Source organism: Dactylosporangium sp. CA-139066 (assembly GCF_050936175.1).
Lineage (GTDB): Bacteria > Actinomycetota > Actinomycetes > Mycobacteriales > Micromonosporaceae > Dactylosporangium.
The window spans coordinates 2,619,824-2,634,192 of the sequence record NZ_JBNJNH010000001.1 but is presented as its reverse complement, the minus strand read 5'-3'; the positions used below and the strand labels follow the sequence as shown (position 1 = coordinate 2,634,192).

The 14,369-nt window shown below is 64.6% G+C and carries 12 protein-coding genes; 5 read left to right on the top strand and 7 right to left on the bottom strand.

The window, feature by feature from the left end; all coding sequences use genetic code 11:
- Positions 1-270: 270 nt before the first annotated feature.
- The gene (locus ACQEVU_RS12080) at positions 271-1,110 is read right to left on the bottom strand and encodes a helix-turn-helix domain-containing protein (RefSeq protein WP_433322821.1); all 840 of its coding nucleotides are present in this window, start codon (positions 1,108-1,110) and stop codon (positions 271-273) included.
- A 130-nt stretch (positions 1,111-1,240) separates the two neighbouring features.
- Between ACQEVU_RS12080 and ACQEVU_RS12075 the strand changes: the two genes are divergently transcribed.
- From ACQEVU_RS12075 to ACQEVU_RS12065, 3 genes are read left to right on the top strand one after another with little or no spacing between them, the layout of a single operon-like run.
- A complete protein-coding gene (locus ACQEVU_RS12075) occupies positions 1,241-1,552 on the top strand; it encodes a multiubiquitin domain-containing protein (RefSeq protein WP_433322820.1) in 312 nt (103 codons plus the stop codon).
- Entirely contained in the window at positions 1,527-2,693 is a 1,167-nt protein-coding gene (locus tag ACQEVU_RS12070; RefSeq protein WP_433322819.1) for a ThiF family adenylyltransferase, read from the top strand. The genes ACQEVU_RS12075 and ACQEVU_RS12070 overlap by 26 nt, the downstream gene beginning before the upstream one ends.
- Positions 2,690-3,115: a DUF6527 family protein gene (locus tag ACQEVU_RS12065; protein WP_433322818.1), complete on the top strand. Its 426-nt coding sequence runs from the start codon at positions 2,690-2,692 to the stop codon at positions 3,113-3,115. Before ACQEVU_RS12070 ends, ACQEVU_RS12065 begins: the two co-directional genes overlap by 4 nt.
- Positions 3,116-3,204: 89 nt before the next feature.
- On the opposite strand, the gene ACQEVU_RS12060 is transcribed toward ACQEVU_RS12065, so the two are convergent.
- A complete protein-coding gene (locus ACQEVU_RS12060; RefSeq protein ID WP_433322817.1) occupies positions 3,205-4,479 on the bottom strand; it encodes a HEPN/Toprim-associated domain-containing protein in 1,275 nt (424 codons plus the stop codon).
- Positions 4,480-4,537: 58 nt separating this feature from the next.
- Positions 4,538-5,545 (bottom strand): hypothetical protein, encoded by a 1,008-nt coding sequence (locus ACQEVU_RS12055; RefSeq protein ID WP_433322816.1) that lies wholly within the window; start codon positions 5,543-5,545, stop codon positions 4,538-4,540.
- 313 nt (positions 5,546-5,858) lie between these two features.
- Between ACQEVU_RS12055 and ACQEVU_RS12050 the strand changes: the two genes are divergently transcribed.
- A complete protein-coding gene (locus ACQEVU_RS12050) occupies positions 5,859-6,674 on the top strand; it encodes a hypothetical protein (RefSeq protein WP_433322815.1) in 816 nt (271 codons plus the stop codon).
- A gap of 642 nt (positions 6,675-7,316) precedes the next feature.
- Here ACQEVU_RS12050 and ACQEVU_RS12045 read toward each other — a convergent pair.
- From ACQEVU_RS12045 to ACQEVU_RS12035, 3 genes are all read right to left on the bottom strand, one after another.
- Positions 7,317-7,883: a hypothetical protein gene (locus ACQEVU_RS12045; RefSeq protein ID WP_433322814.1), complete on the bottom strand. Its 567-nt coding sequence runs from the start codon at positions 7,881-7,883 to the stop codon at positions 7,317-7,319.
- Between the two features lie 108 nt (positions 7,884-7,991).
- Positions 7,992-9,392, bottom strand: a complete 1,401-nt coding sequence (locus tag ACQEVU_RS12040) for an ISNCY family transposase (protein ID WP_433322813.1) — start codon at positions 9,390-9,392, stop codon at positions 7,992-7,994.
- 103 nt (positions 9,393-9,495) lie between these two features.
- The gene (locus ACQEVU_RS12035) at positions 9,496-10,338 is read right to left on the bottom strand and encodes a hypothetical protein (RefSeq protein ID WP_433322812.1); all 843 of its coding nucleotides are present in this window, start codon (positions 10,336-10,338) and stop codon (positions 9,496-9,498) included.
- A gap of 164 nt (positions 10,339-10,502) precedes the next feature.
- Between ACQEVU_RS12035 and ACQEVU_RS12030 the strand changes: the two genes are divergently transcribed.
- Positions 10,503-10,859 (top strand): hypothetical protein, encoded by a 357-nt coding sequence (locus ACQEVU_RS12030; protein WP_433322811.1) that lies wholly within the window; start codon positions 10,503-10,505, stop codon positions 10,857-10,859.
- 429 nt (positions 10,860-11,288) lie between these two features.
- Here ACQEVU_RS12030 and ACQEVU_RS12025 read toward each other — a convergent pair whose 3' ends face one another.
- Complete coding sequence (locus tag ACQEVU_RS12025) at positions 11,289-14,366, bottom strand: type I restriction endonuclease subunit R (protein WP_433322810.1); 3,078 nt, start codon at positions 14,364-14,366, stop codon at positions 11,289-11,291.
- Positions 14,367-14,369 lie beyond the last annotated feature (3 nt).

Below are 14,369 nucleotides of genomic sequence, written 5' to 3'. Positions count from 1 at the left end.
CACGAGCGCAGATTTGTCTCCAGCCGGGGGCACGTCACAGAACTGCAAAAGCCTGGCGTGACCAGCAGGTCACTAATTGTGAGTGCCAGCTTTCTACTTGTGTAATACGAGGACGCCCCGGCGGAACACGCCAGGGCGTCTTGCGCTTAAGCACCGCCCGCTGGCGATAGCCAGGGACTCGCGGGCCCGACCCCGGCCCGACCCGACTCAAGCGCGATCGGGGCGTTGGGGTGCGGCTCCACCCCGAGGGTCGCCGCACAGGCGAGCAGGCTATCGAAGCCGAAGGTTGGTAAGCCGGAAGCCCATCGCGGCCGTGCTGACGTCAAACTCGGCCGCGAGGGCGTGAATGTCCGGCCCACGCGCGAACGCGGCCCGCATCATACTGGCAGGCATGAGCAGGTTCGCCGCGAAGTCGTTGGCGGCCCGCTCGGCGCGCCAGTCGTAGTCGGGGTGCTCGCCCGATGCGCCAGGCGATAGGTCGCCGCCGAAGTCGACGTGGAAGCGGTCGGTGTGGCGTAGAAGATAATGACCGAGTTCGTGCGCGGCGGTGAATCGTTGGCGCAGCGGGCTCTGAGTTTTGTTGATGCCGATCGCGGGGCCATCGTCGAGTTCAACGACGAGGCCGTCGACGCTGTGGTTGATGAAGTCCCACTGGAGAAGGCGGATACCGCAGTCAGTGATCAATTGATCGACTGGGACTGCTGGCTCCTCGATGCCTGCCGTCGCGAGCAATGCTTCGGCGGTGTCTCGAGAAGATGCTGCGAGGATGCGCCATCGAACAGCCGGTGGACGGCGCCTCTGGGCCGCGAGAGCGAACTCTTCGAGTTCTTTGGCCAGCTGGGTCGCGTCGACCTGTTCGGCCACGGCACGCAAGAGGGCCGGAATAGGGCGCGCTCGGGCCGGTCCGGGCAGCAGCTCCGACGCGGTGACCCCGAACTGCTCGGCCAGCTCGACCAGCTCATCGATGCCCGGCGCCCGCCGGCCCGATTCCCAGTAGCTGATGGCGGTCTGCGTTCGCCCCAGGCGCACGGCAAGCTCGCCCTGCGTCCATCCCTGCTCCTCGCGAAGCTGACGGATGCGCCGGCCAACCCGTTCGGCGTTCTCGCTCAACACTCTCCCCGACACACGGACAGGCGCCATACCGCTATGGTATCTTGACCATGACGAAACGGTATGCACGCGTCGCCTACGCGTGAAGTGTAGGTCCGGTGGCGTCCACCGGACAGAAATGAGGACTCCCGTGTCCGAAGCGTCCGATCAAATCGACGTCAACGTCGCGGCCCCGGCGGCCAACGAGCCGAACCGCAACGACCACAAGCGCACCACCATCATCGTGAACACCCGCCGCTTCGAGTGGTCCAGCAAGCAGATCAGCTACGAGGAGATGTACGACCTCGCCTACCCGAACCAGCCACTCGGCGACGGCGACACCGCCACGGTCGAGTACTCCCACGGCCCGCACGGACACACCACCGGGTCGCTGACGCCGGGCCACAAGGTCGAGATCAAGGACGGCATGGTTTTCGATGTATACCGCACCACTCGTTCGTGACCCCTCGACGAGCCGCCTCCTGGACGACGGGTACGACCTCGTCGTCCAGGGCGGCCACCTGATCATCCGTCGAATCCCGTACGTCACCACCAGCGGTGCTGTGGCGTACGGGCGCCTGACGTACCCGGTCACCCTGAGCGGGGACCGGATCAACGATGACAGCGGCGACCACCGCATCTGGTTCATCGGCGACCAGCCGTGTGACGAGCACGGGCGTCCTCTGTCCGCCGCGTCACCCCAGGACCGGGCAATCACGGACGACCTGGTGGCCAAGTTCATGCTCTCCAGCAAGCCGCCCAACGGGTACTCGGACCAATACGAGAAGGTCACCGCCTACGTGCGGATTCTGTCGCACCCCGCCCAGGCCATCGACCCCACCGTCACTCCCATGCCGGGAGCGAGGTGGGACGAGATTGAGGACGATCTCCCCTTCGTTTACCGCGACACCGCCTCATCCCGATCCGGGCTGGCCCGACTCAACCAAAAGTTCCGCGGCCAGCGGATCGTCATCATCGGGCTGGGCGGCACCGGCAGCTACATCCTCGACCAAGTCGCCAAGACCTGGGTCGACACCATCGACCTGGTCGACGGCGATCACCTGGACAACCACAACGCCTTCCGGGCACCGGGCGCGGTCGACGAGGCGGATCTGCAGAGCCGGCCGAACAAGGCGGAGTACTACGCGAACCTGTACGGACACATGCACACCGGCATCACGGCGCATCCGGTGTACCTCGACGAGACGAACCTCTCGCTACTCGACGGAGCCACCTTCGTATTTCTGGCTGCGGCCGATGCGGCCGTCGGCCCCGCGATCATGTCTTGGCTGACTGCGCACCGAGTGCCTTTCATCGACGTCGGGATGGGCATCGAGGAGACCGATGGACGCCTGTCGGGGCTGCTGCGCATGACCACGCATTTTCCGGAGCGCAGTGTAGAAGACGCGCCGGCCAAGACACAGGGCGTCGGCCCGGATGAGTACGACCGCAACATCCAAACGGCCGATCTCAACGCGTTCAACGCGCTGTTGGCCGTCATCGCGTGGAAGAAGTACCTCGGCTACTACGCCGAACACACGCCGGCCATCGAGACGCTCTACAAGGTCTTCACCGGGGAAATCCGTAACCGGGAGGTCGGATGAGCACAGTGCCGAGCATCGTCCCGGAGTTCGTCGAGAGCTTCCCATCGCCGTTGCAACCTGGCGTGTTGTACGTGTCCGTGCCGTACTCGACGGCTGCACACTTGTGCTGCTGCGGCTGCGGCAACGAAGTCGTCACACCGCTGTCCCGGTCACAGTGGGTGCTCACACTTGACGGTCGCGTATCCCTACGGCCATCCATCGGCAACTGGGCACTGCCATGCCGCTCCCACTACATCATCGAACGCGGCCAGGTCCAATGGGCCCGAACCTTCACCGAATCCCAGATCAGGACCAACCGGGAAGACGATCGCCGCCTGCTCGCTCAGCAACGAACTGAGCCCCAGCCCACCCGCCGGTCCGGGTTCGCCGCGGCCATCGTGCAGGCATTGCATCGCATCTGGCCACCCAAATGGCGCAGATAGCAGAAACCTCGAAGCGAAGCGCCGTGCAGACGCCCGAACGGAACGATAGGTCTACTGTGGTGGATGGCGACGCTGGATCAGACCTCGTCTCAGAATGAGCCAAGTTTGCTAACGAGATGATCAAGGATCAGCTCTATCCCGGACCAGTCCTGGTTTTCAATCAGGTCTGAATTCCCTTGGGCTGCTTGGAGTTTCTCGCGGAACGCACGTTGAACCGCGCCCTTGTCGACCACTTCTCCCTGGTAGGACTTGACTTTGCCCATGTAGCCCTTCCATTGAACTGGGCGTCGTAGCCCGCTGGCGTCGCAAAGTACGTCCCTGCCGAGGTAAAGCTCGATGGATCCCGCTAAGCGGTTGACGTTCATAGTGGCTTGCCCCTGGGGGCCGAGAGTTGGGTACTCGGCCGCCAGGTCGAGATCGGGGTAGTGAATGACTCGATAGTGGCTGGGCAGCCGCGTGTCTCGTAATCCCATGACGGCCTCGTAGGCGGCGCTGTCGTTATCAAATATAGCCACAATTCGGTTGGCGACGCCGGCCGCAGCAAATGCTTTGAGCGTCCGGACAGCGGCGGATGCTCCACCTTCAGCGCCCGCGTCGTAGTCTAGAAACTTTACATAGGAGACGAGGTGTGGTCTCAGTAACGCGATCGCGTTACTGAGAACGAATGCGTCGAAGCTGCCCTCGGTGATAACGATTGGCGGTCCAACTCCTCGTCCCTTATTGAGGTCCACTGACCCGAAACCGTCGTATTTGTCGTCGCCGTAAACGGTAAGCCAATCGCATTCTTCAAGCTCCCCGGCGTCAACCGCGACTTGCGCCGTGTCCTCCACTGACTCCAAAATCGCGCGCATCACGATTCGCTCATCCATCTCCTGGATCACGCTGAGCGGTCCGAGATCGCGAAGACCGACGGCGTCGACCGGGCGGTCGAGGTGCCTTTTCAGCTTTACATGATCGCTGACGTCACACTTCCAATCGTCATACGGCCAATCTTCGAGCGTGAGGGGATCGCCAAGACCGTCCTGATCGTTAGGCCCATTTTCCTTTTGCATATAAAGCCCGGACGAGCGTTCACTAAGAATCAGCTCGTACAGCCGCCGCACGAGCGGTTCGCCATAGCCCATTACCTCAAGTCTTTCCCTAACATCGCGCGCGGATGCCATGAACACCGGAAGCTCAAGTTCGGACAGATCATCTTCGTAAGGGTCGCCACCGTAAGCACCGACCGTGTATGGCAAGGCTTCTCGACCGCGAAGTCTTTGAAGGTCGGCCAACGTGAAGTAGTACACGGTTTCCGGATGAAACTCGTTACGGAAGGAAAAAACTTCCTTGCCGTCGATAAAGATGCTCTTGTAGGTGCTCACGTCCCACTCTCCACAACGTGAACCATGCGGACAGACCGGTCCGCGCCTCCGACCAAACTCAGATCTCTTGCCGTGGAATCTCACCGCGCCTAAGGAGTCCGCGCCCCGCCGCTAAGGTCGAATGGATCATAGGGGCAGTGATCGGGATGGAGGCCTCACCACGGCGTCGAACGATGCTGATGAAAGCACCCTCGATTCGTCCGTCAACGATCGCGCCGTGAACAAGGAACGGCTTGAGTTCCTCCGGCTGCGGGGATACATCAATGAGCACCAGCATCTCCTCGCCCATTGCGACGGCTTCGATGGCCAGGCCATCCGGCGGTGGAAACAGTCGTCGCTCCAGAATCTGCTCGTAACGGCGAATCATGCGGTTGTCTCGGGGTACCGGACACAACCCGCGAATCTCCTCGCCGCCCGGCACCTTCTTCGTGTTCATACCGATCACGACCAGGCCCCCAGACTCTGCATTGCAGAATCGTGCGACGGCTTGGGCCAGGGAGATTTGGCCATGCTCACCGCCGTCGTAGTGCTGGCTCTTCACATCCAACCAGTGTCCTTCGGGCTGGCCGATCAAGACATGGGCATGACCACCCCGTACGAGATCCCCCGCCGTGACTCGGGTGAGTTTACCGTCGGTCATGGCCCGCACGAGCTGCCCGATGTCTTGGCCCAATCGAAACAGTTCGCCGATGTCGCGGCCTCGGGGGCTCAAGGTCACTCGTACATGCCACGGCCACGGCGGTGCAACGTAGTTCGGGTCCGGCCAAGCTGATGAGAACGTCATCCGGTATCGCCGGAGCAACGGGGCTAGGGCACTGCGAAGTCGACCGGATACCTCATCCTCATCGTCGAAATCATCGAACAGGACAGTGACATCGAGATTGAGGGTATTGTCGTGCAGTTCGAAAGCGACCGCGCCCACGGGGCTCTCTTCGTCGTCGAAGAACTCTACAGGAACCTCGCTGATGAGCAGCGTTGCGCCGTCACCGTAGTAGGCGTGCCGGCGCCGCATCGCACGCAACAGGTCTGAGGCGGAGCACCCGGGCAGGTCGTCGACATGGGCCACTACGTTCCCGCTACCGTCACAGCGGCGCAGTCGATCACCTAGATACCAATCGCCGTTTCGCGCGTCAAAGCGCACGGTCGGGCGAGGTCGGACACGAACGCCGCTGTCAACCGGAGTCGAGGACTGGTGAGCCGTCACCCTCTCATCCTCCTGCATAGTTACGGCGAGCCGACACCGAGCCGCAGCCCGAACTCGCTCGGCACCTCGCTTGGGACGTACCGCTCATTGGAAAACCGGCTCGCTCCGACCGAACCCAGTCGCCATAGGCCGCCTAATGGTCCACAGTGGATGCTGGCAACTAGGGAGGCACCGCGTGGATCAGCTCAGGTTCGAGGCAGCCCTCGGGACGTACACCGTTAGCGTCGCACCGGAGAGTATTTGGATCTTCAAGGGGATAGGCACCCACTACTTCCAGCTCCAACTTGAGGTCGGCATCCCGCAGGTCGGCGCCGAGGCTGGACGGCTGCTGTGTCTGGAGACGACCCTCTACGCTCCGCAGGAAACCGGGCCGCGCGCACCGCTCGATTCGACGAACGTATCCGTCCCGTTCAACGCGACCGGTGAGGTCCGACGGCCGACGCTTCAGTACCTCATCACCAACGCCCAACTGATGGCGTTGGAGCAGCATCGCGCCGGTGACCTTCGCCTGGAACTTCAGGTACGGGGCTTCCTCCCGCAGTCGTCCGGCTTCCCTGGGGCATCTGAGATCACCGAGCACCTGAGCATCGCCGAGAGCAGGTGGCGCCAGCAACTCGCCGGGCTCGGCCGCACACTCGGGGCGGAGATGCTGATCCCCTTTCCGGCGGACGATGAGCCACGCAGAGTCGTCGCCGACTTCCTCCGCGAGGCCCAACGGCTGCTCGGCGGCAACGAGATCGACTCTGCGATGCTCCAGGTGCGTAAGGCACTGGAGACCATCAAGAAGACAAGCGGCTGGAACTGGCCAGGCAAGAAGGAGAAGGGCGACATCACCGCCGATGAGCGGTGGGCCTTGATCCGGGCGGCGATGGAGGACCAGGCCAGCGGGGCCATGCACGTGGACCCGGGCACCAAGGACTACAAGTACAGTCGGGCCGAGGTCGAGACGTTGATCGCAATGACCGGCGCCCTATTGCGTGTCGTGGCGTGACGCGGCGACCGCCCCCGATGCGGAGGTCTCAATCGCTCACTGCTCTTTCAAGATCATGCTCACGTTTCGGCCACTGCGGTCCGCCGCAGCCGAACTGACGGCAATGACGCGAGCCCAGCGGCGGACCGCGATCGCCAGCGCGTGGTGTCGAGTCGGAACCGCCAACCTGCAACCGCTTTCGAGGCACCATCCCCACGTCAACCGGCGCATCCGTCCGGCTCAACATGGGATGAGGTCGCGATCGGCTGCGTAGGTTTGTCTCTAGCCGGGGGTACGTCACAGGACTGCAAGCGCGCAGCGCAACCGGACGATTACTGATCGTAAAAGCCGGTTTCGCGATCGAGTAAACGATCGAGGATGCCCCGGCGTTCGGCCGGGGCATCCTCGCGCTGACCCGATGTACGGTGCCGAACGCGCCCGGACCGCGCCATGAGCGCGCAGCTGATCACGCGGAGAAGCGAAGCATGGTTCAGGTGGTGGCTCTGGCGGCGGCCGCGAGGCGAGCGCATACCGGGTGTTGTAACCCGGTATGCGGCTCACAGGCAGGCCTTGCTCCCGCAGTAGATGCCGAATGTGTTCAACCGACGCCGCCGCTTCACGCGACGGCGGCCACTGCGTATGTTGGCAGGCGTCCGCCCAGCTTCAAGCGGAATCCGCCGCCGAGACTGCCGGAGGCGCCTCGAAGAGGAGATCCCCGGCCCGCTTGACCCGCACGCCCGAGCCGGGAACCCGCGATACCAGCTGGCGCATCAGGCTCTCTGCGTAGGAACGGGACAGATTCGTCGCGACGTACACCGGGCCAGCGGGAGTGTTGACCTCCTTGGGCGACCATCCCGGGGTCACGTCGCTTTGGTTTGCGGCGACGGCACCGTCGATGGTCGTCGCCGCGATGCCCTCGCGCGCCGCGACGAGTTTCACTAGGTTGCGCACGGCTCGCGCGGCAGCTACGGGTCGCTGCGTGCCGTCCGGCCCTTCCAAGGAGTAGATCGTGAACCGGCCACGCACGCGGCGGAGCCGTAGGCGCAGCAGTTGTTGCCGGTCGGCATCCTCGGTGGCCTCGACATAGCGGTCGAGGAAGACGGCGAGCAGCTCATCGTCCAGCTTCCGGACCCGGGTTGTCTCGGTCGGGTAGTCCATCAACCGGGCGACCTGGCCCTCATCGAGATTGGAAAGCGCCGCCTCCAGTTGGCCGGTCGTAGTGACGTCCACCGCGGCCAGCTGCTTAACTACTTCGACCTGAAAAAGTGAGGGACGCCAGGAGGGCAGGCAGCGACGGCCGGGGTGCGGTTGTTGTCTGGGCGGCTGCCGGGCTCGGTCTCACGCTCTGGCGGCGGCTAGGGCAGTGATTTTGGTGAGGTTGTGGGCCAGGATGCCGTAGCCGCACCAGATTCGGGCGCCGGTGAGTCCGTCGAGGCGGGTGCGGTGCAGGTCGTAGCGGTGTTTGAGGTGGCTGATGCGGCCTTCGCAGCCGGTTCGCCATTTGACGAGGCGCCGGAAGCCGGGTTGCCGCTCGTGGGTTTGGCGGGCGATGCCGGTGGGGCCCTTGCGGGGGATGGCGACCGTTGGCACGCCGGCGTCGTGCAGGGTGGTCTCGACGCTGGCTTCGCCGTAGCCGCGGTCGGCAGCCACCGCCCGCGGTGGGCCGCCGGTGCGCTGGGTGATCCGTGCGATGGCGGGTGCCAGTTGTGGGGCGTCGGCCGGGTTGCCCTCCTCGACCGTGTGGTCCAGGACGATGCCGTCGACGTTGTCGACGATCTGGGCTTTGTAGCCGAACTCGATGGGTTTGCCGAGGCGTCCCTTGACGATCGGGCGGGCGTCGGGATCATGGAGGCTGACCAGGCGGGTCGCGGAGTCGGGTTTGCCGCCGGCCAGGCGGATGCGGGCCTGGGCGATCACGGTGTCGGTGCGGTGGAGGATCACGGCCAGTTCGTTGACGGCCCGGCGGAGCCGTCCTCTTGCTCGGCCGGTCATCCGGGCCACGGCGCGGCGGGCGTTGCGCAGCACCGCCTGCGCCTCGGTCGCGCTCTGCCGGGCCAGGCCGGCCAGTTGCCCGGTGATCCGGGCGACGGTGGCTTGCGCCTGCTCGCGAGCCTGTGCACCACGCAGCCGCAAATGGGCTGCGATCGAACGAACCCGCCGCCTGGCGGCCCGGCTGCGGTCCCGGAACGGGGTCCGCGACGCCGCGCCGACGGCCCTGACCCGCCCGACGAGGCGGGATATCCGGGTCACCGCCCGGGCCAGGAGACCGGTGTCGGTGGGGTAGTCAACGTTCGCCGACACCACGGTGGTGTCGGCGCGGACTTTTCCCGTCTTCACCACCCTCGCCTCGACCGCCTTGGCCAGGAGCTGTTCGTTGAGCGCGGCGATCGCCTGCTCCCCGCACCGGGTGGTGAGCTTCATCAGCGTGGTCGGGTGCGGCAACCGCCCGTCGATGTCGATGCGGCAGAACCGCCGCCACGAGATCGAATCGGACACCTCTGCACACAACGACTCATACCCTAGCCGGTAGCGGTGCTTGAGGAACATCAACCGCAGGTACGTCTCCATCGGGATACTCGGCCGGCCCATCCGGGCGGAGAAGTGCGGCACGAACGGGGCGAAGAACCGCTCGTCGTCCAGCCAGGCATCGACGCGTTCCAGCTCCGCCGGCAGCCGCAGGCACACCTCCGGCAGGACCGACTCCCACAACGACGGCTGCACATTCCGCGTCCGCAGCATGACCGCAATCCCCTGCGTGCCAACGACATCCTGTCACCGGTCATGGTGACAGTCCGGCGTGTCCGGCACACCCGGACACGCCGACAACCGTCGATCTACTTTTTCAGGTCGAAGTAACTAGCACGGCGAGCGACGGCAGGTCCCCCGGCTCATCTCTCGGGAAGCGGACGGCGATCAGCTCGCTCAACGTGGACAAGTCCAGCGGAGTCTGGTCGATCGCCTCCGGCGACGGCTCGTCCTCGCCGATCACGAGCTCGTCCGGCGGGGCGTCGTCGCCGGCCTCCTGGGGCCGGAGCAGTTCCTCGACCTTGTCGAAGATCTCGTCCATGTACCGGCGCATGCCGCCAGCTTCGACGAAGTACTGATTCACGCGCCCCTTCTCGGCGGAGGTCAGCTCCCGGTACGCACCGGACTTGTAGCGGATGTCGTGCTCGTACTCCGCCCACGCGTGACCCGCCACGCTGCGCACCTGGATCTCCAGGCCCTGGTACTTTCCGAGGTACTTGGCGAGGGCCGCGAAGCGCCGCTGCGCGTCGGGATCCTTGATACCGGAGATGACGATGTGCTCGCTGTCGTACCCGTTGTGCTTGGTGTCGCCGGGATTCTGCCGTTCCCGGAACGCGCAGCGGCTCACGATGAGGTCTGCCAGATCGTTGCGCGCCCGGGTGGTGTAGACGATTACGCGAGCGGCCACGCAGTCGTGGATCTGCGCTGCGGGGTCGGTGTACTTCGGAGTCCCGTCTTCCTTCGTCTTCTGCGATTTCTCCATGTACGAGGCCAAGGTCTTGGGGCGTGCTTCCACTAGGTGAACGTCGATGCTGGCGTCCAGCGCCAGCTCCGTGAGGAAGCGTTTCGTCTCTCGGGCCGCGTCAGCCAGGAAAGCCTGATCCTGAGCGTATTGCCACAGATGGGAGGGGACCTGTTCGAAACCTGCGCTCTGGGACACGGGCGCAGAATACCCACGCGCAGGTCCGAAATGGAGGGCCATCCCGGCCCCAGACCGCCTGGGCTGCTGTCCTGGTTCGAGCCAACGGAGCAACCTCCGTTAGCCTCGACGCCAGGGGTATTCGGGGAGATGCGTGGGCCTACTTCGGTGACGACTGGCCGCACGTGGCCGAGGCCAGTTTCGACGACACTGCCGGCTGGCTCCGGCTCGGGGAAATCCCCAACGAGGAGTCCGCGTTCTGGAAGGCGTGCGATCTCCAGCAGAACGGCGGTGCGCCGTCGGCTTGGAAGGCCAAGGTCGACTTCTATATCCACATCTATGCCGACAGCCCCGCGCTGCCCCTTCTCAGCCCGGGCGAGGCGAAGGAGGCCGAACCGTTCTGGCTGGGCCTCGTCCCCTTCGCGGGCATTACCCTAACCGGCTGTTCGTCTCCAGCGCGAAGGTCGCCTCGGCCGGGCTCGCCCGCTGCCGCGCTCCGGAACGGCACCCTGGCCTGCTCCCGGTGCCGCACCGAACGCTAGGCTTCCGGCTATGGCTGGCCGAGCAGGGCACCTGTCTCGACCGCGCGAACTGACGACGTCGCCCGCCTGATCTCGTCCCAGCGCGCACCATGCCTTCCGCCCGCTTAGGCCATGTGGCGCGACACGGTCGAGACGCCCTGCGGCTCGTCGTAAGGAAGCCGGCCGCGCCGCATGGCCCCTTGCACGCTCCGCGCCGGCAGACAGGCCACGGGCAGGGCCGCCGACCGCGGGCTACCGGCAGGTATCGGCTCCCGGCGGAACGTTACAAATCCGCTGGTACCTCTGCTGCGAGGATCGTGAGGGGCCATGAACACCTCGTAGCCGCGCGAATCGTCGAGCCACGATCCGCCGCCACCCTGGTGACGGTAGCCATCTGGTGGGTGACGAAGGGGCCGAGTTCCGGGTGGGCAAGGGCGCCCGGGCGATTGGTCAGTCAACGAGGTAATGGGCTTCGATGTAGGCGACGGTGGAGTCATACGGCTCCCCTACCGGCTTCAGCATGTACCGCCGGAAGACGGCGGCGGTGGCGCGCCGGACGCCTCGGTTGCGAGCGTCTGCGTTGTCCCATGACCGCGCGAGGGTCCGGGTAACGACCTGGTCGATCTCCTCGGCCAGGTTCCGCTCCGTGACGGTGAGGCCGGGCGGGGCGTGGTCGTGGATGATCCGCGACAGGACGCCCACGTGGTCATCGTCCACCACGATGACGGCTTCGTCAGGGTGCTTCTCGGCGTTCACGATGGCGCGGGCGATTCGGAGTGCTTCGGACAGGAACTCCAAGGCGTCCTGGGCGTTCTGGATGATCCGATCGCGCAGCAGCCTGATTCGCTCCGCGAGGGCGGTGTACTTTGCTGACGCCGGTTCGACACCCCTTTCGAGGGCCGCCTTGATCTGGTCCAGGATCTCGGCCGCGGACGGCGGCGTCTTGTCCTCGCCGTCGTCGTTGTCGGACTTGGGTCGGACGAGGGCCATCAGTTCCTTGAGGATGGCGATGCCCTGAGCGTCCAGAACAAGGGCTTCCTCCTGGGAGGCAACTACGGAGAAGGAGTGGACGTGAGCATTGATGATCTCCAGGACCATCGGCCCCAACTCGCCCAGCCGTTCCCTCCTCTCCTCATCGGAGGACTTCTTGAACAGCGTCGTGTATACGGACCCGAATAACCCGAAGCCGTCCTGGTACTTGGTGATCCGCTTGTCGGTGTTGATGAGCGGGTACAGGCGGGCCAAGAGCCGGTAATCCTTGGTAAACACCTCGGCGGCGCTGGGGTCGGCGTCTAGGAAGGCGTTGATGGCTCGCACGGACTCGTATCCGTGGACCGTTAGGTCCAGACCGTCCACGTCGGCGACGAGGTCCTCGATGCGAGCGAAGGTGGTGCGAAACTCGGCAACCAGCTCGGAAAGGTCGGTGACGAACCCGCCGCCCTTACCGGCCCCTTCCGAGGAAGGGTCCACGACGGCCCGCTGAACCTCTTCGGCTAAGCCGATGTAGTCCACAACCACGCCGGAGGTTTTCGCGAACCCGGTCGGCGAAACCCAGGTGCGGTTCGGGCGGGTGATCGTCTGGAACAAGGTGTGGGCCTTCAGCGGCTTGTCCAGGTAAAGGACGCCCTCGTTAGGGGCATCGAATCCAGTCATCAGCTTCGCGGTAACGACTAGGAAGCACAGCGGGTCGTCCGGGGTGAGGAAGCGCCGCTTCTGCTCCTCCTCATCTGCCTCAGAAAGGCGGAACGGCCGCATGGCGGGGTCTTCGTCTTTGGAGTCCGAGACGGAGATGTTCACCTCGGCGGTGATCCGGTCGTGTTTCCCGACCTCGGCAAGTACCTGTGACGCCTCGAATCCGGCCAGCAGCTCGTTGATCTTGTTGGTGTACGCTACGGCCAGCTCCCGGTTGTAGGCGACGACCTGAGCCTTAAGACCGTTGCGGTAGGCGCCAGCCAAGTAGTGGTCCACGATGTCCTGGCAGACCGTGTGGATGCGGTCGGGGTTGGCGAACACCGAGGTAAGGCGCCCGAACTTTCGGGACAGCGTCTCACGGTCGGGGTCGTCGAGGTCGAAGTCGTCGGCGAACTGGTCGAACTCAGCCTGCAGCTCCTGATCGTCCATTTCGAACGAGACCGCGTGCGGGTCTAGCATGACCGGGACGGTCGCCTCGTCCCGCAGAGACCGGGAGACCGAGTACCGATGCAGCACCCTGCCTGGGTCGGTCTCATCGCCGAAGAGAGCGAAGGTGTCGGTGGAGAGGTTTCTGACGGGGGTGCCGGTCATGCCGAAGAACTTCGCGCTCGGTAATGCCGCCCGCATCTGCCCAGCCAGGGACTTCGCTTTGTCAGACTGCGTGCGGTGTGCCTCGTCGACCAGCACGATGATGTTGTCCCGGGTCGACAGGTTCTTGCCGGCGTCAGCGAACTTGTGGACGGTCGTGGAGATGACGCCGCGTACGTCGTCCGCCAGTAGAGATCGCAACTCCTCACCGGTGGCAGGCTGGTGGAAATAAGCGTCCCCCATCGCGGAGGTGAACACTCCGGAGGTCTGCCTGACGAGCTGAGTCCGATCCGAGAGCAGGATGATCGTGGGCGATTCGGTGCGGGTGTCGGCCAGCAGCAGCGAGGCGGCGAACACCATCAGCATTGTCTTCCCGCTGCCTTGGTGATGCCAGATCAGGCCCTTCTGGCCGCCGGCTAGCACTCGCTCGTGGATCAGGTGGGCAGCTTCCATCTGCGGGTAGCGTGGCAGGTACTTCTTGTCCACCCTGCCTCCCGAGGTATCGAACAACGCGAAGTTGGCGAGCATGTCTAGGACGGTTGCCGGGTTGAGTAGCAGCTCGACGGAGCGCTGCACGTCAACCTGCCCAGACAGGTTCTCGTCGTCGGTGGTGGACCGGAATGGCTGCCACAGGTTCAGAGGCGAGCTAACGGCACCGAATCGCAGCTTCAACCCGTCCGAGGCGACGGCGAAGACGTTGGGGGTGAAGAACCACGGGTACTCGGTGGCGTACACGTCGTTGATCTCGCGGGCGGCATCAGCCCACCCGGACTTCGCGGTCGGAGACTTCACCTCGGCCATGACCAGGGGCAGCCCGTTGACCCAATACACGAGGTCGAACCGGCGCGAGGTCTTGCCGGGGACGGTGATGATCACCTCGTCCGAGACGACCAGCGTGTTGGCGGTCGGGTTCTCGAGGTCGATGACTTTCAGGGTGTGCCGAACGCCATCGGCATCCCGGAACTCCTTGTGCCCGCGCAGCAGGCGCAGCACCTGCTCGTTGGCCCGCACCAGTCCGCCTTCAACGGCGTTGACTGTGGCGACAATCTCCTCGACCAGCACGTCCACGTCAAACCCGTCGATCACCACAGGATTGAGCCGGATGATGGCGTCCCGCAGCTGGCCGGCGACCACCGTCTGCGTCGTCTCACGCGGCAACGACCTGCCCGCAGCGAAGCCCCAGCCCATTGGGAGGGACCACTGGATCATCAGGTTCTGGAACTCACGCTCCCGAATGCCCTTCGCCACGTG